At 71.4% G+C, this 19,226-nt stretch carries 18 protein-coding genes; 8 read left to right on the top strand and 10 right to left on the bottom strand.

What is annotated here, in order from left to right:
- The 4 genes from AB0A63_RS25030 to AB0A63_RS25015 all read left to right on the top strand — a co-directional run.
- The coding region (locus AB0A63_RS25030; RefSeq protein WP_360395655.1) for an alpha-glucosidase C-terminal domain-containing protein at positions 1–464 on the top strand (464 nt) is incomplete at its 5' end.
- A gap of 7 nt (positions 465–471) precedes the next feature.
- Entirely contained in the window at positions 472–1,782 is a 1,311-nt protein-coding gene (locus tag AB0A63_RS25025; protein WP_360395653.1) for an aminoglycoside phosphotransferase, read from the top strand.
- Positions 1,783–1,785: 3 nt separating this feature from the next.
- Positions 1,786–3,948, top strand: a complete 2,163-nt coding sequence (gene glgB, locus AB0A63_RS25020) for a 1,4-alpha-glucan branching protein GlgB (RefSeq protein WP_360395651.1) — start codon at positions 1,786–1,788, stop codon at positions 3,946–3,948.
- Between the two features lie 156 nt (positions 3,949–4,104).
- Entirely contained in the window at positions 4,105–5,478 is a 1,374-nt protein-coding gene (locus AB0A63_RS25015; RefSeq protein WP_360395649.1) for a neutral zinc metallopeptidase, read from the top strand.
- 68 nt (positions 5,479–5,546) lie between these two features.
- On the opposite strand, the gene AB0A63_RS25010 is transcribed toward AB0A63_RS25015, so the two are convergent.
- On the bottom strand, positions 5,547–6,692 hold the full coding sequence (locus tag AB0A63_RS25010) for a DUF6114 domain-containing protein (protein ID WP_360395647.1): 1,146 nt from the start codon (positions 6,690–6,692) through the stop codon (positions 5,547–5,549).
- Positions 6,683–7,273, bottom strand: a complete 591-nt coding sequence (locus AB0A63_RS25005) for a DUF6230 family protein (RefSeq protein ID WP_360395645.1) — start codon at positions 7,271–7,273, stop codon at positions 6,683–6,685. The genes AB0A63_RS25010 and AB0A63_RS25005 overlap by 10 nt, the downstream gene beginning before the upstream one ends.
- Before the next feature lie 180 nt (positions 7,274–7,453).
- On the opposite strand from AB0A63_RS25005, the gene AB0A63_RS25000 reads away from it, so the two are divergent.
- Positions 7,454–8,896, top strand: coding sequence for a neutral zinc metallopeptidase (locus AB0A63_RS25000; RefSeq protein WP_360395643.1), 1,443 nt, complete (start codon positions 7,454–7,456; stop codon positions 8,894–8,896).
- 32 nt (positions 8,897–8,928) lie between these two features.
- Positions 8,929–9,723: a metalloregulator ArsR/SmtB family transcription factor gene (locus tag AB0A63_RS24995; RefSeq protein ID WP_360395641.1), complete on the top strand. Its 795-nt coding sequence runs from the start codon at positions 8,929–8,931 to the stop codon at positions 9,721–9,723.
- A 123-nt stretch (positions 9,724–9,846) separates the two neighbouring features.
- Here the strand turns inward: AB0A63_RS24995 and AB0A63_RS24990 are convergent, their stop codons facing one another.
- The 3 genes from AB0A63_RS24990 to AB0A63_RS24980 form a co-directional block, all read right to left on the bottom strand.
- Positions 9,847–10,818, bottom strand: a complete 972-nt coding sequence (locus AB0A63_RS24990; protein WP_360395639.1) for a tetratricopeptide repeat protein — start codon at positions 10,816–10,818, stop codon at positions 9,847–9,849.
- On the bottom strand, positions 10,815–11,636 hold the full coding sequence (locus tag AB0A63_RS24985; protein ID WP_360395638.1) for a hypothetical protein: 822 nt from the start codon (positions 11,634–11,636) through the stop codon (positions 10,815–10,817). The genes AB0A63_RS24990 and AB0A63_RS24985 overlap by 4 nt, the downstream gene beginning before the upstream one ends.
- 98 nt (positions 11,637–11,734) lie before the next feature.
- Positions 11,735–12,040, bottom strand: coding sequence for a thiamine-binding protein (locus tag AB0A63_RS24980; protein WP_360395636.1), 306 nt, complete (start codon positions 12,038–12,040; stop codon positions 11,735–11,737).
- Positions 12,041–12,091: 51 nt separating this feature from the next.
- Between AB0A63_RS24980 and AB0A63_RS24975 the strand changes: the two genes are divergently transcribed.
- Both AB0A63_RS24975 and AB0A63_RS24970 read left to right on the top strand, forming a co-directional pair.
- Positions 12,092–12,589, top strand: a complete 498-nt coding sequence (locus AB0A63_RS24975) for a MarR family transcriptional regulator (protein ID WP_360395634.1) — start codon at positions 12,092–12,094, stop codon at positions 12,587–12,589.
- A 40-nt stretch (positions 12,590–12,629) separates the two neighbouring features.
- Positions 12,630–13,685: a phosphotransferase gene (locus AB0A63_RS24970; protein ID WP_360395632.1), complete on the top strand. Its 1,056-nt coding sequence runs from the start codon at positions 12,630–12,632 to the stop codon at positions 13,683–13,685.
- Here AB0A63_RS24970 and AB0A63_RS24965 read toward each other — a convergent pair.
- From AB0A63_RS24965 to AB0A63_RS24945, 5 genes are all read right to left on the bottom strand, one after another.
- Positions 13,654–13,980 carry a DUF3817 domain-containing protein gene (locus tag AB0A63_RS24965; protein WP_360395631.1) on the bottom strand — a complete coding sequence of 109 codons (327 nt, stop codon included), beginning with the start codon at positions 13,978–13,980 and terminating at the stop codon, positions 13,654–13,656. The genes AB0A63_RS24970 and AB0A63_RS24965 overlap by 32 nt on opposite strands.
- 60 nt (positions 13,981–14,040) lie before the next feature.
- A complete protein-coding gene (locus tag AB0A63_RS24960; protein ID WP_360395629.1) occupies positions 14,041–15,084 on the bottom strand; it encodes an ABC transporter permease in 1,044 nt (347 codons plus the stop codon).
- On the bottom strand, positions 15,081–15,992 hold the full coding sequence (locus AB0A63_RS24955) for an ABC transporter ATP-binding protein (RefSeq protein ID WP_360395627.1): 912 nt from the start codon (positions 15,990–15,992) through the stop codon (positions 15,081–15,083). Before AB0A63_RS24955 ends, AB0A63_RS24960 begins: the two co-directional genes overlap by 4 nt.
- 77 nt (positions 15,993–16,069) lie before the next feature.
- Positions 16,070–16,888, bottom strand: coding sequence for a hypothetical protein (locus AB0A63_RS24950; protein ID WP_360395625.1), 819 nt, complete (start codon positions 16,886–16,888; stop codon positions 16,070–16,072).
- A 54-nt stretch (positions 16,889–16,942) separates the two neighbouring features.
- A complete protein-coding gene (locus AB0A63_RS24945; protein ID WP_360395624.1) occupies positions 16,943–19,198 on the bottom strand; it encodes a LuxR C-terminal-related transcriptional regulator in 2,256 nt (751 codons plus the stop codon).
- Positions 19,199–19,226: the final 28 nt, after the last annotated feature.

Raw genomic sequence — 19,226 nt, 5'->3', positions numbered from 1 at the left:
ACGCGGGGTTCTCCTCCTGCGACCCGGGCCGGATCTACCTGCCGGTGATCATGGACCCGGTCTACGGCTACCAGGGCCTCAACGTCGAGGCGCAGCTCAACAACTCCTCGTCGCTGCTCAACTGGACCCGGCACATGATCGAGGTGCGCAAGCAGCACCACGCGTTCGCCGAGGGCGACTTCACCGAGCTGGGCGGCTCGAACCCGAGCGTCCTGGCCTACAAGCGGATGTGGAAGCGCCCCGACGGGCGCGAGGACATCGTCCTGTGCGTGAACAACCTCTCCCGCTTCCCGCAACCGGTCGAGCTGGACCTCTCCGAGCACCGCGACTACACGCCGGTGGAACTGACCGGAGGTGTCAAATTCCCCTCGATCGGGGAACTCCCCTACCTGTTGACCCTTCCCGGTCACGGTTTCTACTGGTTCCAGCTGGTAGAGGCGGGCGACGACAGCGAGATGAGGTGAGGCGCGCATGATCGACCCGGACGAGCTCGCCGACAAGCTGGTCGGCACCCTGCCCGACGTCCTGCCGACGCTGCGGTGGTTCGGCGGCAAGGACCGCGCGATCACCGCCGTCCGTCCACTGCGGACGACCCCGCTCACCGACGACCTGGTGCACTGCGTCGTCGAGGTGGAGCAACCCGGCCGCACCGAGGCCTACCAGCTCGTGATCAGCGAGCACTCGGACGGCTTCGACGCGACGGCCGACCCGGAGCGCAACGGCCTGCTGCTGGAGAAGATCGCCGCCGGCGATCGGGTCAACGGCATCGAGTTCGCACACGAGCCGGGCGTCGAGCTGCGCACGGCGCTGCGCGGCCGCCCGATCGGCGTCGAGCAGTCGAACACGTCGCTGATCTACGGCCAGCAGTACATCCTGAAGATCTTCCGCAAGCTCGCCCGCGGCGAGAACCGCGACCTGGTCATGCACCGGGCGCTGCAGTCGGTGGGCTGCGAGCACATCGCCCGCCCGCTCGGCTCGATCTCGACGACGCTCGACGGTGAGCCGGTCACGCTCGCGATGCTGCAGGAGTTCCTGCCGGACGCGGTCGAGGGCTGGGACATGGCCAAGACCTCGGTGCGCGACCTGATGGCCGAGGCCGACCTGCACGCGTTCGAGGTGGGCGGCGACTTCGCCGGCGAGGCGCAGCGGCTCGGGCACGCGGTGGCCAAGGTGCACGCCGACCTCGCGGAGGCGCTGGGCACCCGCATGGCCGACGACGACGCGGTCACCCGCGCCATCGCGGGCATGCAGCGGCGCCTGGACACCGTCCTGGAGGCGGTGCCGGAGCTGGGCCGCTACGAGAGCGCGCTGCGCGCGTCGTTCGACGAGGCCCGCAGGCACGTCGGGGCGATCCCGATCCAGCACGTCCACGGCGACCTGCACCTGGGCCAGGTGCTGCGGACCGTGCACGGCTGGCTGCTGATCGACTTCGAGGGCGAGCCGGCCGCCGGTGTCGAGGAGCGCAACGCGCTGCGGTCGCCGTTGCGCGACGTGGCGGGGATGCTGAGGTCGTTCGACTACGCGGCCAGGCAGCTGCTCGTCGGCCAGCCCGACGACGACCAGCTCGCCTACCGCGCGATGGAGTGGACGAAGCGCAACCGGGCCGCGTTCTGCGACGGCTACGCCGAGGTGGCGGCCGACCCGCGGGACAACGCGCACCTGCTGCGCGCGTTCGAGCTGGACAAGGCGGTCTACGAGGTCGCTTACGAGCACGCCAACAGGCCGGAGTGGTTGACGGTGCCGCTGTCGTCGATCGCCCGGATGACTTCTGGAGGAGAGTAAGCCGTGAAGGCCGACCTGGACCGACTCCTGTCCGGTGCGCACCACGACCCGCACTCGGTGCTGGGTGTGCACACCGTCGGCGACCAGGTGGTCGCGCGGGCCCTGCGGCCCGGCGCGACCTCGGTCGCCGTGGCGTGGGGTGACAAGCAGGTCGAGCTGCCGCGCATCGCCGACGGCCTCTTCGAGGGCGAGCTGCCGGAGGCGCCCGGCGACTACCGGCTGCTCGTGGCGTACGGCGACCGCACGATCGAGGTCGACGACCCGTACCGGTGGCTGCCCACCGTCGGCGAGCTGGACCTGCACCTGATCGGCGAGGGCCGCCACGAACGGCTGTGGGACGTGCTCGGCGCGCACGTGCGGTGCTACGAGACGGTCACCGGTGACGTCACCGGTGTGTCGTTCGCCGTCTGGGCGCCGAACGCGCGCGGTGTGCGCGTGACGGGTGACTTCGACGGCTGGGACGGGCGCGCGAACCCGTTGCGGTCCATGGGGTCCTCCGGCGTGTGGGAGGTGTTCCTCCCGAACGTGCCGGTGGGCTCGCGGTACAAGTTCCGCATCCTCGGCGCCGACGGCGTGTGGCACGAGAAGGCCGACCCGATGGCGTTCGCCACGGAGGTGCCGCCGCAGACGGCGTCGGTGGTCACGCGGTCGGAGCACGAGTGGCAGGACGCCGAGTGGACGGCGCGGCGTGCGGCGACGCAGTGGGCGAACGCGCCGATGTCGATCTACGAGGTGCACCTCGGGTCGTGGAAGCCCGGCCTGAGCTACCGGCAGCTCGCGACCGAGCTCGCCGACTACTGCGAGGACATGGGCTTCACGCACGTCGAGCTGTTGCCCGTGGCCGAGCACCCGTTCGGCGGTTCGTGGGGCTACCAGGTCACCTCCTACTACGCGCCGACCTCGCGGTTCGGCACCCCGGACGACTTCCGGTTCTTCGTCGACGCCCTGCACCAGCGCGGCATCGGCGTGCTGGTCGACTGGGTGCCCGCGCACTTCCCCAAGGACAGCTGGGCGCTCGCGAAGTTCGACGGCACCCCGCTCTACGAGCACGCCGACCCGCGTCGCGGTGAGCAGCTCGACTGGGGCACGTACGTCTTCGACTTCGGCCGCAACGAGGTGCGCAACTTCCTCGTGGCGAACGCGCTGTTCTGGATCGAGGAATTCCACCTCGACGGGCTGCGCGTGGACGCCGTGGCGTCGATGCTCTACCTCGACTACTCGCGGCCGGAGGGCCAGTGGCTGCCCAACGAGCACGGCGGCCGGGAGAACCTGGAGGCGGTCCGGTTCCTGCAGGAGCTGAACGCGACGGTCTACAAGCGGCACCCCGGCATCGTGATGATCGCCGAGGAGTCGACGGCGTGGCCGGGCGTGACGCGGCCGACGCACCTGGGCGGTCTCGGGTTCGGCTTCAAGTGGAACATGGGCTGGATGCACGACACGCTGCACTACCTGTCGCGTGAGCCGGTCCACCGCTCGTTCCACCACAACGAGATGACGTTCTCGCTGGTCTACGCGTGGAGCGAGAACTTCGTGCTGCCGCTCTCGCACGACGAGGTGGTGCACGGCAAGGGCTCGCTGTGGACCCGGATGCCCGGCGACGACTGGAACAAGGCGGCGGGCGTGCGGTCGCTGCTCGCGTTCATGTGGGCGCACCCCGGCAAGCAGCTGCTGTTCATGGGCGGCGAGTTCGGGCAGCGGCAGGAGTGGTCGGAGTCGCGGTCGCTCGACTGGCACCTGGTCGAGCAGGAGCCGCTGCACCAGGGCATCCAGTCGTTGCTGCGCGACCTGAACTCGGTCTACAAGACCGCCGCGGCGCTGTTCTCGCACGACGTGACGCCGGAGGGCTTCCAGTGGATCGACGCGAACGACTCGGGCGGCAACGTCCTGTCGTTCCTGCGGGTCGGTGAGGACGGCTCGACGCTCGCCTGCGTCGCGAACTTCTCCGGATCGCCGCACCACGACTACCGGGTCGGCCTGCCGTCGACCGGGCGGTGGAAGGAGCTCATGAACACCGACGCGGCGCACTACGGCGGGTCGGGCGTGGGCAACATGGGCGGTGTCGTCGCCGAGGCCAAGCCGTGGCACGGGCGACCCGCGTCGGCGGTCCTGCAGCTGCCGCCCTCGGGCGTGCTGTGGCTCGTGCCGGACCCCGCCGACGAGCTGTGACGCCGGCCGGGGTGCGGCCGCAGCCGGTCGCACCCCGGTCACCGGTGGTGATCTCGCCGGGTGAACCCGATCGGCCCGGCACACGTTGACCCTCACATGCGCCTGAGTTCGCCGAGTAGGGCCTCCGTCGAGCCGGGCGGCAGGCACAATGGTGTGATGCGGCACTGGAGCATCGCGCTGATGGTCGTCACCGCCCTGCTCGCCACGGGGTGCACCGCCGGGATACCCGGCCGTCCCCGTGCCGCCAAGGTGGTCAAGCAACAACCCGCCAACCCGACGATCCAGGTCCGCGGCAGCGACAACGGCCGCATCGACCAGCTCGCGGCGACGGCGCTCACGGACATCGAGGTCTTCTGGACCGACTCGTTCCCGAAGACGTTCGGCAAGCCGTGGAAGAAGCTGAGCGGCGGCTACTACTCCGTCGACACCGCGGACTCGGCCGCCAAGCCGCCGCCGTGCACGCAGAAGGCCGCCGACGTGGAGGGCAACGCGTTCTACTGCCCCTCGGCCGACGCCATCGCCTGGGACCGCTCGTCGCTGCTGCCCGTGCTGGAGGACCGCTTCGGCGAGGCCGCCGTGGTCGTCGTGCTGGCCCACGAGGTCGGCCACGCCGTGCAGAACCGCATGGGCATCACGCCGGAGGCGGAGCGCCGTGAGCCGGACAAGTACCCGACGATCCTCACCGAGGCGCAGGCCGACTGCTTCGCGGGCTCGTTCGTCCGGCACGTCACCGACGGCGACTCCGAGTACCTCGACATCGGCACCGACGCGCTGGACAAGGCGCTGGGCGCGCTGATCACGTTCCGCGACCCGGTCGGCACCTCACCGGAGGACGAGCAGGCGCACGGCAGCGCGTTCGACCGCGTGGCCGCCTTCCAGGACGGCTTCGAGCAGGGCCCCAAGTTCTGCGCCGCCATGTCCGTGCAGAACCGCACGTTCACCCAGCGCGCCTTCACGAGCACCCGCGACCGCGCGAACGGCGGCAACCTGCCGTTCGACGAGATGCTGGAGTCGGTCACCCCCGACCTCGACACGTACTTCAAGACGCTGGCCACGACCCAGAGCAAGACCTGGCCGACTGTGCGCGCCGAGGCCGCGTCCAGCGAGCCGGACTGCTCCGGTGACCAGGGCCCGGTCGCCTACTGCCCGTCGGACAAGACCATCAAGATCGACACCAAGGACGAGCTGCCCGCGCTGCACAAGGAGCTCGGCGACTACGCCACCGGCACGCTGATCGCCACCCGGTACGCACTGGCCGAGCTGGCCGTCCTCGGCAAGCCGACCGAGGGCGAGGAGGCCTCGAAGGCCGCGCTGTGCCTGGCCGGCGCGTACACCGGCGCGGTGTTCCAGCGGCAGGACGGGTTCGGGCTGTCGCCGGGCGACTTCGACGAGGCGGTGACGGTGCTGCTGCGGTTCGACTACGCGGCCCGCGACGCGACCGGCGGTGACGCGGTGGACCCCGGCTTCGAGCGGGTGGCCCGGTTCCGCGAAGGGGTGTTCGAGGGTCCGAAGAAGTGCGGGCTGAACTGATCTCGCGCCCGGCAGCCGAAAGCCCGCAGCGGACCGTTCCGCTGCGGGCTTCACTGTGCCGGGGGCGGTCAGCTCGACTGGAGCGAGATCTTCGTGCCGGGGATCTTCAGGGTGCCGCCGGCCAGGTCCGCGTTGCGCACCGTGACCTCGGTGAACGACGCGATCGGCACGTTCAGCGGCGGCGGGTGGGCCGCGGTGTAGTCAACCGGGATCTTGATGCCGAGGATGTCCAGGTTCCCCTTGAGCTGCACGGTGAACAGCTCGATCCTGGCCGGTGAGCCGAACGGGACCGAGACCGTGGACGTGCTGCCAGGCGCGGCCCTCGTCACGAGCTGCACGCCGGGTGAGACCTCGCCGGTCTGCACCAGGTCGCGGATCTTCATGTCGGTGGCCGTGAACTTGAGGACCTTCACGACCTGGCCGTTCAGCACCGAGTCGACGACGCCCGCGAAGTTCAGGCCGACCAGGTCGAGCCGGGAGGCGGTGAGGGTCCACTCCCTGCCGCCCGCCACCGGGGCAGGGGCCGGTGGCGGGGTGGCCGGCGTCGACGGCGGCACCGTGCTCGGCGGTGGGGCCGGCACGGACGACGACGCCGGCGGCGGGGTGGAGCTGCCCGGCGGCGGGGTGCCCGGTGGCGTGCTGCTCGACGGCGGTGCGACGGAGCTGCTCGTGGGGGCCTGGGTGGTGCTCACGGGCGGCGGTACCGACGGGTCGGCGGGGTCGGCGGACGGTTGCTGGACGGCGAGCAGCGCGATCAGGGCCACGGCGGCCATCGGCGGTGCCGGGTTCTCCAGGGAGAGCTCCGACCGGCCCTTCTTCCGGCGCTTCTCCCCTGGTGCCTTCGGTTCCTTCGGCACGTCGGTCCACGCCACGGCGAGCGCGCCGCCGAGCAGGCTGAGGACGGTGCCGAGCAGGAAGCCGCCGAGGTTCGTCGTCACCAGCGCCACCAGCGACAGCAGCACGGTGACGATGCCGGAGGCGAGCCGGAACCCCGGCGCGATCCACAGCGACAGACCGCAGATGATCAGCAACGTGCCGATCAGCAGCGCGGAGACGCCGCCGATCGTCTTGATCGAGATGATCATGTCGCCGAGCTTCACGCCGACGAACGGCGGGAACAGGATGACCATCGCACCGGCGATGACGAACAGGCCGGCCCAGAAGGGCCGGCCACGCCGCCACGCGGTGAAGCTGCGCCAGAGCCTCAGAAGCACTCGTTCTGCCCCTGCTTCAAGCTCAGGTTCATCCCCTTGAACTTGATGGACTGGGCCGTCGTGCTCCACGCGACCTGCCGCAGCGCCGCGATGTTGACGGTGTCGGCCTGCATGCCGAACGACCCCGGCAGGCCCTTCAGGCCCTCCGGGCCCTTGGACAGCGTGCCGGCGTCGATGCCGATCTGCGGGTTGCCCAGCGTCAGGTCACCGCTGATGTCGGTGAGCCCGACGACCAGGTTGGTCGCCTCCATGCCGCCCTTGCCGCCGGCCTCGATGCGCATCGTGAGGTCACCGACGACCGGCATGTCGGGGACGAAGACCGACTGGCAGAACTTGTCGAGCGATGCCGACTTGAAGCCGTTCACCGCGACCGGGTGCACCTGACCGGACCCGGCGTCCACCCCGCCGAACTGGACGTACCCCTGGCCCGTCAAGCCGTCAGCTGACACCTTGAAACTGCTGCCGGACACCGAGAACGAGGCGGCCAGCGCTCCTTGGGACATGCCGAAGAGGAGCACACCGGCGCCCACGGCACCGATGCCGAGCACCCCGACGAACCGTGCCCAGCGCGTTCTTCCCATACCGCCAAACTCCTTCCACGCCGAAGGCTTGCGTGGGGGGACTGTGCGCTCCGGAACATCGGCGGGACAAGGAAACGAGTCCGTGCAGTCTTGAAATCACCCCACGGGGTGAGGGAGTTTCACGTTTGGCCGCTGGTGGTTCCCTCACCAGGCCCAGAGGGCACTGAGTAGCCTCTGACCATGGGGATCGGACGCCTGGCCGCAGCGCTCACCACCGTCGTCGCGCTGGCGGGATGCTCCTCCGTGGTCGAGGGAGCACCGAAGGGCGAGCGGCCCGACCCCACGAAGGTCGCGGGCCTCGCGATCACCAACGGCCCGTCCGGCGCCAAGCCCGGCGTGCCGAACGCCGACCTGTCCGTCGAGAACGGCGACGGCGGCGAGATGGACCAGCTCGCGATCAACACGCTCGCCGACGTCCAGGAGTTCTGGAAGGACGAGATGCCGAAGGCGTTCGGCGGCAAGGCGTTCGAGCCGGTGAAGCGGTTCATCTCCTACGACTCCAACGGCAAGGGCGTCGAGGTCTGCCGCCTCAACACCACCGGCATCGCCAACGCGTTCTACTGCGCGGTCGACGACAGCATCACCTGGGACCGCGGCGAGCTGCTGCCGATGCTCAAGGACGCGTTCGGCCCGATGGCCGTCGTCACCGTTCTCGCGCACGAGATGGGCCACGCCGTGCAGTACAAGCTCGGTGCCGCGTCCGGCATCGGGCCGAACACCCAGTCGATCGTCAAGGAGCAGCAGGCCGACTGCTACACCGGCGTGTTCATGCGCTGGATCGCCGAGAACAGGTCCAAGCACTTCGAGCTGTCCACCGGCGAGGGCCTCAACCAGGTGCTGCAGACCATGTTCTTCATCCGCGACTCCGCCGGCACCTCGTTCGAGAAGCAGGGCGCCCACGGCAGCGCGTTCGACCGCGTCTCCGCCTTCCAGTTCGGGTTCGTGCGCGGTGCCGCCCGCTGCGCCGAGATCAACGAGGCCGAGATCGACAAGCGCATCACCGAACGCCCGTTCTCGTTGCAGGACACCGACCAGGGCCAGGGCCGCGGCAACGCCCGCATCGACCAGGACAAGTACCTCAAGGCGCTGGAGGAGTCGCTGCGCGACGCCTACAGGTCCAGCGGCGCGGCCTTCCCCGCCCTCGACAAGGGCGGCATCAGGTCCTGCGCCGACGCCCAGACGACCTCGCCCGCGTCCTACTGCCCCGCCACGAACCAGGTCCAGCTCGACCTGCCGTCGCTGGTCAAGATCGGCACCCCGCCCAAGCGCGGGCAGAAGGGCGGCATCGGCGACTTCGCCGCGTTCGCCGTCGTGGCGTCCCGCTTCTCGCTGTCCATCCAGAGCGCCACGGGCTTCAGGCTCGACGACGACGCGGCGGGCCAGCGCACGGCGTGCCTCACCGGGGCGTGGGCGGGGCTCACCAACCGCCCCGACCCCGCCGCGGGTCTGCGGCTGTCCCCCGGCGACCTCGACGAGGCCGTGGCCGAGCTGCTCGCCGACGACAGCCTCATCGCGGCCGACGTGAACGGCAAGGCGGTGCCCTCCGGGTTCGCACGGGTGGAGGCCTTCGCCGACGGGTTCTTCCGCGGTTCCGCGCTGTGCGTGAAGAAGTACTCGGTTTGACCCTTTGATCGACGCCGGTCGATACTTTTCCGGTGCTGACCGATGAAGCCACCACGTACGCCTCGTGGTTCGCGAGCCTGTCCGACCCCACGCGCGTGCGCCTGCTCCACCAGGTCGCGTCCGCGCCCGGCGAGGTCACGGTGGGCGAGCTGACGACGTCGCTCGGCATCAGCCAGTCCACCTGCTCGCACCACGTCCGCAAGCTCTCCGAGGTCGGCTTCCTGCGCGTGCGGCGCGAGGGCACGGCGACGATGGTGTCGGTGAACCCGTCGTGCTGCACCGGTCTGCCGCACGCCGCCGACGCCGTGATGGGCGCGCTGACCACGGGTTCGGTCCGGCCGGTCGCCGGTGTCGCCGTGCGCGCGATGACCGCGGCCGACTGGCCCGATGTCCGCCGCATCTACGGCGAGGGCATCGCCTCGGGCAACGCGACGTTCGAAACCGAGGTCCCGTCCCGCCGCACGCTGGAGCCGAAGTGGCTCCCGGACCACCGCTGGATCGCGGTGGTGGACGGTTCCGTGGCGGGCTGGGCCTCGGCCGCCCCGGTCTCACCGCGCGAGTGCTACGCGGGCGTGGCCGAGACCTCGATCTACGTGAGCGACGCGTTCCAGGGCCGCGGCGTGGGCAAAACCCTGCTGCACCACCAGGTTTCCGCCGCCGATGCCGACGGCCTGTGGACGTTGCAGGCCGTGATCTTCCCGGAGAACCGCGCCAGCATCGCACTGCACCACCGGGCGGGGTTCCGCACGGTCGGACTCCGCGAACGGATCGCCCAGCACCACGGCAAATGGCGCGACACCGTACTCCTCGAACGCCGCCGCCCCTAATCCAGAGGGTACGCGGGGTCCCCGCGTGCCCCAGAGGGGAACGTAGGGTCCCCGCGTGCCCCCAAAAAGGGAACGTGGGGGGCCGCGTGCCCCGGAAGGGGACGTGGGGGGCCCGCGTGCCGGTCAGTAGAGGGCGGAAGCGAGGTTGCGGCGGGCTGCGGCCACGCGGGGGTCGTCCGCGGGGAACAGCTCGAACAGGCCGACCAGGTGCTGGCGCACGCGGTCGCGGTCGTCCCCGTACACGCGGCGCACGGTGTCGACGAGGCGCTTGAACGCCTCCTCCACCTGCTGCGACGCCACCTGCGCGTCGGCGGCGGCGAGCTGCGCGTCGACGTCGTCCGGTGCGCCGTCCGCCTTCGCGATCACCGCCGGGTCGACGGCCTCGGCCCGCTCGGCGAACCGCGCCTGCGCGAGACCTTCCTTCGCAAGCTCGTTGGACGGTTCGGCGTCGAGGATGTGCTGGTAGGCGGCCTGCGCGGCGGCGTAGTCGCCCCGCTCGAAGGCCTCCTCGGCGGCGACGAACCGCGGGTCCTCTGGGAGCTCCTCCGGCTCGGCCGGCGCGGTGGCGTTGGCCTCGCCGGCGCGGATGCCCGGCAGCCGGTCGCGCAGCGCGTCCAGCAGCCGCGCGATCCACTGCTGCAGCTCGGCGTCAGCGAGCGGGCCGGCGAACGCGTCGATCGGCTGCCCGCCGGCGACGGCCACGGTCGTCGGCACGGACTGCACGCCGAACGCCTGGCCGATGCGCGGGGCCTGCTCCAGGTCGACCCGCGCGAGGATCCACGAGCCGCCCGACGGCTGGGCGAGCCGCGTGAGCGACGCGGCCAACTGCTGCGACTCCGGGCTGTAGGAGGCACCCAGCAGCACCACGACGGGCACCTGCAGGGACTGCTCGACCACCGCCTGGAACGACGCCTCTGTGACGTCCACGATCCACGGCGCGGACCCGTTCGGAGCTCCGGCGGGACCGGCGGCGGGAGCGGGCGACGCGGCCGCCTGGCGGGCGGCGTCGGCGCGCGCCTTCAGGGCACCCAGGTCGACGGCGCCCGAGAGCGCGGCGGACAGTGCGGCGGTCTTGCGAGGATCAGGCCTTGTCACGTGTTCCATCCTGGCACGGCTAGTTCCCGGACCGGGTCCAGGGCCATCGGGTTGACGCGCATCGCCTCGTTGCCCGAAGCGATGCGTAGTGCAAGCGGTGTCATCAGGTCGACGAACCGCTCGGTCCGCTGTCCTCCCAGCGCTTCCCACGGCGCGCGGGCGGCCTCGTCGGTCGCCCGTTCCACCGCGGCGAGGTCACCGGGCAGGTCGGCGGCTTCCCATTCTTCCTCCGTCCACCCCCTCGCCGCCCGCATGTACGCCGGATCGAGGGAATGCTCACGCGCGTAGAGCGCAAGCGCTTGGCACGGTCCCACACCGTGGGCCACGAGCGCAGCCACATGCCCATCTCCACGCGACTCGCGCAAGATCGTGCACGCGTGCCACAGCGCCAGGTGCGGCTCGTCGGGCCACGGCAGCGCGCGGTTCGCCGCGGCCAGCGGGCGGCCCGCGATCGGAGCGGCCTCGGCGGCGTCCCGCGCGAGCGCGGCCAGCTCGGTGATCTCGGGGGTGTCCACCGTGCCGAGCAACCGCCGCAGGGCGCCGTCGACGCCCTCCAGCCGGGCCCGCAGGAACTCCGCCGGCGAGGCGACCTCCCACGCGTCGGGCAGCGCCCGTGCGACCTTGCGCGGGGCGAAGTTGTAGAAGACGGCCGTCACCAGCTCGCGGGAGGCGGCGCCCAGCGGTGCGGCGCGCAGGCCGAAGTAGCCCATCCAGCCGCCCTTGCAGCCCAGCGCGTCGGTTGCCGCGCGGGACTCGGGCGTGAAGTAGGTGACGTCGTGGTACGGCTCGAACCGCAGCCACAGCTGCCTCACATCCACGCCCGACACGCTAACCCAGCGGACGCCGCCGCACGGACCCGCTCACCGGTGCGGCGTAGAGCCCTCGGCCGTTCGTGCGGACCGTTGCTCCACACGGGTCACGGGGTGTCGGCGAGGTGGTCCTCGATCCGCTGCACCTTGGCCTTCAGCTGCCCGGTGTGGCCCGGCCGGATGTCGGCCTTGAGCACGAGCGAGACCCGCGGTGCCGCGGCCTGCACCGCCTCCGTCGCGCGCTTCACGACGTCCATCACCTCGTCCCACTCCCCCTCGACCAAGGTGAACATCGAGTTCGTCTCGTTGGGCAGTCCCGACTCCCGCACGATCCGCACGGCCTCGGCGACGGCCGCGGCCACACTTCCCGACGAGTCCGATGCGGACGGAGCAACGCTGAACGCGACAAGCACACGTGCCTCCCTGGTGATCTCTGCGTGTACTGACTGGTAGCTTCCGTGCACATGACACCGCTGCCGTTCGATCCGATCGCCCGCGCGGCCGAACTGTGGGACGAGCGCGTCGGTTCGGCCACGTCGATGGCCGCCGTCACGAGCGTCATGCGTGTCCAGCAAATCATCCAGTCCGCGGTGGACGCAGCCCTCAAGCCGCACGGGCTCACGTTCGCCCGCTACGAGGCGCTGGTGCTGCTGTTCTTCTCCCGCAAGGGCGCGCTGCCGATGCGGGTCATGGGCGAGCGCCTGCAGCTGCACCCGACGTCGGTCACGAACATCGTCGACCGGCTGGAGAGCGACGGCCTGGTCCGCCGCACGCCGCACCCGACCGACCGCCGCACGACGCTGGTGGAGATCACCGAGGCCGGTCTGCAGCGCCGGGAGGCGGCGACCGAGGCGGTCGTGCGGGTCAACCTCGGGCTCAAGGGACTCACCGACCGGCAGACCGAGCAGCTCACCGACCTGCTCGCCAAGGTGCGCAGGGCCAGCGGCGACTTCGAGGACTAATTCGGTTGGCACGCGACCGGAGCTGTGGCGTCATGGGCGGGTGATCCGAAACCGCCCTGACCGCTCGATCGTCGCCCTCGTCAGCACCCCGAGCGGGTTCGCCGGGCGCACCGATGTCCTGCCGGTGCCGACCCCGGAGTGGAACCACGTCGAGCCGGTCAACGCCGTGCTGCGCGAGCTGCTGGGCGTCGAGACGAGCGTGCTGCGGCTGGTGTCGGTCGAGGGCGGCCAGGTGCCGTGGGGCGGCACGGTCACCTACCACGTGGAAGCGCACGGCGAGCCCGACCGCTCGAAGCTGAGCCCGGCGGCCGAACCGGAGCCCGACGCCGAGCACCGGTTGCCGTGGGCGCGGCTCGGCGGTCCCGCGGAGCTGGTGGCGTGGGCCGACACCGCGGTCACCCGCACCGGCCCTGCCGTGCAGGTCAGGACGTGGAACCTGTCGAGCGTGCACCGGCTGCCCACCGCGGGCGGCCCGGTGTGGCTCAAGGCCGTGCCGCCGTTCTTCTGCGACGAGGGCGCCGTGCTCAAGACGGTCGCGGCGCACGACCCGACGCTCGTGCCGGCGGTGCTCGCGTCCGCGCCGGGCCGGGTGCTGCTGAGCCAGGCGGAGGGCGGCAACTGCTGGGACCTGACGCCGGAGCTGGTCGAGCGGGTCGTGCCGCGCTGGGTCGCCGTGCAGCACGCGCTGGCCGGCGAGCCGCAGCTGCCGCCGTCGGTCGTGCCGATGCCGTCGTTCGGGCTGCCGGACACCCTCGTGCACGGCGACTTCCACCCCGGCAACTGGCGCGACAGCGGCGTCGTGATCGACTGGTCCGACGCGTGCTGGGGCCACCCGGCGCTCGACGCGTGCCGGCTTGCGGAGTTCACCCCGCACCTGAGCGACGTGATCAGCCGGGTGTGGAGCGAGGCCTGGCTGCGGCACCGCCCGGACAGCGAGCCGCTGAAGGCGCTCGCCGTCGCCCGTCGTGCCTCACGGCTGCACAACGCGGTGAAGTACCAGGAGTTCCTGGACAACATCGAGGCGTCCGAGCGGATCTACCACGAGGGCGACCAGGAGGCCGAGCTCAGAGCTGTTCGGGAGCTGCCCGTTCGGTGAGGCGGCCGGTCTTCGCGGCCCAGCGCTCGAAGATCACCGTGCCGAACGGCGGGATGCTGGAGAGCAGGCCCAGCAGCAGCGTGCGGGCGTCCCACCGCAGCGGCTCCTTCGCCATGAGCGTGACGAGGATGAAGGCGACGAAGACGAAGCCGTGGATCGGGCCGAAGACCTTGACGCCGATCTCGTTCTGCACCACGACGTACTTGAAGAACATCCCGAGCAGCAGCCCCGCCCAGGAGATCGCCTCGGCGAGGGCGAGGATGCGGAACCGTCCGGCCGCGCTGGAGAACGTCATGGCTCCCCATCATGAACCGTGATGGGGAGCACAACGCCACCGGGGTTGTCTATTTATGTCCTATTCCTCCCATTTGAAGACGCGGGAGGCGAGGAACCCGACCACGAGCGCGAACCCGGTGAGGACAGCGGCCGGCACCACCAGCGCCTCGACCCCCTTGCCGCGTACCAGCACGTCGAGCATGCCGTCGTTCATGTGCCGCAACGGGAACACCTTCGACACCGCCTGCAGCCACCCCGGCGCCTGGTCGACCGGGAAGAACGTGCCGGACAGGAACGCCATCGGCAGCACCACGATGTTCGCCGCGGCCGACGCGGACTCCTCGGTCTTCGCGAACGCGCCGACGAGCATGCCGAGCGCGAAGAACGCGACCGTCCCCAGCAGCAGCAACGGGATCGCCAGCCACCAGTGCCCCGAGAGCCGCAGCCCGAACACCGGCAGCATCGCGATGCCGACGAAGATCGCGCCCTGCACCAGCGCGACGCCCGCGCTGACGAGCACCCGCGACGACAGCACCGCGGTCGTGGACACCGGCGCGAGCCTGATCCGCCGCAGCACCTGCTTGCGCCGCCACGACACCAGCGTCAGCGCGGAGCCGAACACCGCCGACACCGCCACGCCCCACGACAGGATGCCCGGCGTCAGGTACTGGATCGGCTTGAGCGAGGCGTCCTCGACCTTCTCGGCGGCGAAGGTGAACCGCGGCGGCTGGCCCGTGGCGGCGAGGTTGGTCTTGTCCACGAACCCGTTCACGATCCCGAGGACGGTCGCCGACTGGACCTGGTCGCTCTGCGCGTAGCGGACGTCGAGCGTCTGGCCGCGCACGATCAGCGCGGCCGGCAGGTCGCCGTCCTTCACCTTCTGCAAGGCGGCGTTCTCGTCGTCGAACGCCTCCAGCTCCAGCACACCGCTGTCCCTGAGCGAGCTGACCACCGGGCCGTCGCCGACCACCGCGATCTTCGTCTTGTCCGTGCCCACGTCCCGCAGGAGCAGACCGAAGATCACCAGGAACATCAGCGGGAACAGGAAGGTGAAGAACAGCGTCACCCTGTCCCGGACGAACCCCTTGAACATCGCGAGCGAAAGCGTTCTGAACGCGGTCATGCGCGGTACTCCCGCCCGGTCAGGTCGAGGAAGACGTCTTCGAGGGTGGCCGTGCGGACCTGGAGGCCGTCGAGCGCACCGCGGTCGGCGAGCGCGGACAGCACCGGCGCGGGGCGGCGGGTGGAGATCGTCAGCGAGACCTCGTCCTCGTGCGCCTCCTCGACACCGTCGAGCGCGGTGGCGTCCACGACGGACAGCAGGCCCTTCTGCAGCGTCACGTGGGTCGGTGCGTCCAGGCCGCGCACGAGCACCGCCGGCGGGTCGAGAGCGAGCACCCTGCCCCTGTCCATGATGGCGACGCGGTCGCAGAGGATCTCGGCCTCGTCGAGGTAGTGCGTGGTGTAGACGATGGTCTTGCCGCGCTCCCGGATGGCCCGCAGCACGTCCCAGAGGTTGCGCCGGGCCTGCGGGTCGAGCGCGGCCGTGGGCTCGTCCAGGAACACGATGTCCGGGTCGTGCACGAGCGCGCACGCGATGGAGAGCCGTTGCCGCTGCCCGCCGGAGAGCTTGTTCTCCTGCTCGTTCGCCTTGTCGGCGAGGCCGACGAGCTCCAGCATGTCCGCGGCGGTGCCGGGGCTCACGCCGTAGAGCGAGCCGAACGTCTGCAACTGCTCCTTCGCCGTCAGCTTCTCGAAGAACGACGACGCCTGCAGCTGCACACCGATGCGCGGCAACAACTTCGTGTTGCGCGGCCACGGGCTCTCGCCGAGCAGCGACACCTCACCGCTGTCGGGCTCGCGCAGGCCTTCGACGATTTCCAGCGTCGTCGTCTTACCGGCGCCGTTGGGCCCCAGAATGCCGAAAAACTCGCCCTCGGCCACGGTGAACGAGACCCCGTCCACCGCTTTCAGCTCGCCGTAGCTCTTGCGGACGTCCCGCACCACGACCGCCGACCGTTCCTGCGTCATGGCGCGACGGTAGGTCAGCGGCAGGTCCCGCACGCCGCGGAACGACCAAAGTCGTCGCGAAGTCGAGACGAAAGCCGTCAGCCGCCCGCGACCAGCAACGGGCGTTCGGTGTGGACGTCGGCCGACCTGCGCAGCGCGGCGGCGAACTGCTCGAACCGCGCCCGCGGCACGGCCGTGCGGACCTCGCCCAGCGCCTGCCACGCGAGGCGGTGCTCCGCGGTCTCGGCGAGCCGCGGCACCGGACCGCCCATGACGTCCCCGGCGAACGCGAGCGCGACGGTCGCCGCCCGCAGGCACGCGGTCGCGAGGGTCACGCAGTCCTCGACGAGCGGGCCGTCACCGCCGGGGCGCACGACCCCGCCGACGGCGAACCGGACGACCTGCATCAGCGCGAGGTGCAGGCGCTGGCCGGCCAGGACGCGCTGGTGCGACAGGTCCTCGGAACCGGTGCCGGGCATCACGACGGTCATGCCGACCTGGGGCCGGCGCAGGACGTGGTCGAAGAGGGCGGTGGGCGCCCACACCAGGGTGCGCCAGGCGTCCCCGCCCAGCGAGGTGCCCATGCGGGTGGCGTTGCCGAGGACGTCGAGGTAGGCGGTGAGGACGCCGGACAGGAACACGGCGCCGCTGTCACCGCCGGCCCTGGTGATGCCCAGCCGCCGGTCGTCGGCGAGGTGGCCGTCGCAGGGTCCGGGCTCCCACCCGATGACGTCGCTGCTCGCCAGCACCACGCGGGCCAGCCGCTGGTGCACGGGCGAGGCGGACAGCACCGTGTCGTCCAGCCCCATCCGGGCGAGCACGGACGCCGCGTGCCGCACCGACTCGCGGTGCCGCGGCACGAGGTCGGGGTGCAGCAGGCGGAACGGTTCCACGTCGTCCCCTCCGTTGGTTGTCATCACAATGACCTGCGGGCGGCGGGAAGTCATCCGGATGGGCCGCTGCGTTACGTCTCAGTTGGACTGCACCCAGGCCGCGAGCTGCGCGCGGGTCGACAGGTCGAGCACGGTCTTCACGTTGTGCACGTGCGACTCGACGGTGCGGTGCGAGATCCCCAGGCTGGCCGCGATCTGCGCGTTCGTGAGGCCCTGCGCCACCAGGTCGGCGACCATCCGCTGCCGGTCGCTCAGCACCGCGTCGCGCGCGGCCGCCTCGTCCAGCGCGGTCTCCACGGCGTAGCGGAGGTCCATCGCGCGACCGGCCCGCTCGGCCCGGCTGAAAGCCGCGCGGGGCAAGGCTTCCCGTGCGACGTCGCGAACGGCGGCGATCTTCCGCCGCCACCACGGTCCCGGCGGGACGTCCCACACCGCGCGCATCTGCCGGCAGGCGGCCAGCAACCGCACCCCGAGCTCGTGCCGCCCGGACAGCACGGCGACCAGGGCGCAGCCCTCGACCGCCTCCAGCACCGCCCGCGGCGCCGCCGCCGACATCCGCGTGCTCTCGGCGAACCGCGCGCCCGCCCTGCCCAGGTCGCCGCGTTCCAGCGCGACGCAGCCGGAGGTGTGCAGGGCGGTGGCCGCGATGTCGGGGCGCCCCAGGTCCGCCAGCACGGGCAGGGCCGCGGACACCAGCTCGTCGGCGCCGTCGACGTCGCCCAGCTCCAGCCGCACCCGGCCGAGGTTCCGGCTCGACACGGCGACGCTCACGTCGTCGCCGTTGCGCACACCCCACTCGATCGACCGGCGCAGGGCCCGCGCCGTGTTCGGCAGGTCGGCCATGCCGTCGTAAGCGCCCGCGACCGTGCGGTAGAGGCGGCACACGACGAGCTGCTGGCCACCCGCCTCTGCGGTCTCGACCGCCTCCAGCGCGTACCGCACCGCGTCGTCGTGCCGTCCCTCGTGGCTCGCCAGCAGTGACGCGTACTCCAGCGCGAGGACGCGGTAGCGCGCATCGGCCGCCGTTCGGTCCAGCACCTGCATCAGCACGGTGCCCGCTTCGGCGAAGCAACCGCGGTCCGAGCAGACCCGCAGCAGGATCGTGGCGAGCATCAGCCGGCGTTCGTCCCACGGCTGCACCAGACGGGCGAACGCGTACGCCACGTTGTCGTACTCCTGGTGCTGCACCTCGACCTGCTCGGGCGTGAGGACCGACGACGTGACACCGGGTTCGCCCATCCCGCACAACCAGTCGACGATCCGGCGCGCGGTCTCGGCGTACTCGTCGCGGCTGCGCAGCTGTTCCTCCGCGTAGAGGCGCACCGACTCCAGCATCCGGAAGCGGCCGTCGTTCTCCCGCACCACCAACGACTTCGCCTGCAACGCGGCGAGCGGCTCGACCACCGGCCCGCCGTGCACGACCTCGGCGATGCCCAGCCCGAACCCGCCTGGCAGCAGCGCGAGCCTGCGGAACAGCGCCTCCTCCTGCCCGGTCAGCAGGTCGTGGCTCCACGCGATGGCGGCGCGCAGGCTGCGGTGCCTGCTCTGCCCGTCCGCGTCGGCGAGCAGGTCGAGCCGTTCGTCGAGCCGGTCGGCCAGCTCGCACAGCGGCACCGACCGGATGAGCTTCGCTGCCAGCTCCACCGCGAGCGGGACGCCGTCCAGCCGCGCGCACACGGCGGCGATCTCGGCCTCGTGCTCCGGCGTGGCGCTGATCCCGGCCCGGTCGGTGAACAACCGGACGGCGTCGGCCGCCATGCCCCGCACCGGGTAGACCGCCTCCCCGAAGGCGCGCAACGCCTCCCGGCTCGTGGCCAGCACCTGCACCCCGGGACAGCGCGCCAGCAGCGCGTCCACGACGGCACAGCACTCCTCGACGAGGTGCTCGCAGTTGTCGACCAGCAGCACCACCCTGCGTCCGGCCAGCTCCGCGAGCAGGGTGCCGTGCAACCCGGCCCCCGCGTGCCGGTGGACCCCGACGGCGTGGGCGAACGCGGGCACCACCTGGTCGGCCGCGCCGACCCGGCTCAGCTCGACCGTGCGCACCTCCACCCGCTTCAGCCGGCCGGCGAGCTCCGCCGCGAGCCGCGTCTTGCCGACACCGGCCGCGCCGACGAGCGTGAGCATCCTGTGCTTGCGCAGCAACACCTGCAGCTCGGCGAGCTCGGTGGCGCGTCCGACGAACGCGTCGGCGTGGGCGGGCACCTCGGTGACCACAGTGGACGTACCTGCGGTGCGCCGCCGGTAGGCCCGCTGACGGCACGCGTTCGAGCAGTACCGCGCCCTCGACGGCCGGGGCGCGAAGTGCGTGCCGCACGTCGCACAGGTGCCCATCGCGTGAGTTTACGGCCGATTCGGTGTC

Source organism: Lentzea sp. NPDC042327, from assembly GCF_040647275.1.
GTDB lineage: Bacteria > Actinomycetota > Actinomycetes > Mycobacteriales > Pseudonocardiaceae > Lentzea.
The sequence above is the reverse complement of the archived record's forward strand: the minus strand, read 5'-3'. Positions and strand labels throughout refer to the sequence as shown.

What these genes read in the sequence shown, in the direction of transcription:
- AB0A63_RS24960 (WP_360395629.1), bottom strand. Translation starts at nt 15,084, where the DNA reads ATGACCGCGTTCAGAACGCTTTCGCTCGCGATGTTCAAGGGGTTCGTC.
- AB0A63_RS25005 (WP_360395645.1), bottom strand. Translation starts at nt 7,273, where the DNA reads ATGGGAAGAACGCGCTGGGCACGGTTCGTCGGGGTGCTCGGCATCGGT.
- AB0A63_RS24945 (WP_360395624.1), bottom strand. Translation starts at nt 19,198, where the DNA reads ATGGGCACCTGTGCGACGTGCGGCACGCACTTCGCGCCCCGGCCGTCG.
- AB0A63_RS24975 (WP_360395634.1), top strand. Translation starts at nt 12,092, where the DNA reads ATGACACCGCTGCCGTTCGATCCGATCGCCCGCGCGGCCGAACTGTGG.
- AB0A63_RS24965 (WP_360395631.1), bottom strand. Translation starts at nt 13,980, where the DNA reads ATGACGTTCTCCAGCGCGGCCGGACGGTTCCGCATCCTCGCCCTCGCC.
- AB0A63_RS25015 (WP_360395649.1), top strand. Translation starts at nt 4,105, where the DNA reads ATGCGGCACTGGAGCATCGCGCTGATGGTCGTCACCGCCCTGCTCGCC.
- AB0A63_RS25025 (WP_360395653.1), top strand. Translation starts at nt 472, where the DNA reads ATGATCGACCCGGACGAGCTCGCCGACAAGCTGGTCGGCACCCTGCCC.
- AB0A63_RS24955 (WP_360395627.1), bottom strand. Translation starts at nt 15,992, where the DNA reads ATGACGCAGGAACGGTCGGCGGTCGTGGTGCGGGACGTCCGCAAGAGC.
- AB0A63_RS24950 (WP_360395625.1), bottom strand. Translation starts at nt 16,888, where the DNA reads ATGACAACCAACGGAGGGGACGACGTGGAACCGTTCCGCCTGCTGCAC.
- AB0A63_RS25000 (WP_360395643.1), top strand. Translation starts at nt 7,454, where the DNA reads ATGGGGATCGGACGCCTGGCCGCAGCGCTCACCACCGTCGTCGCGCTG.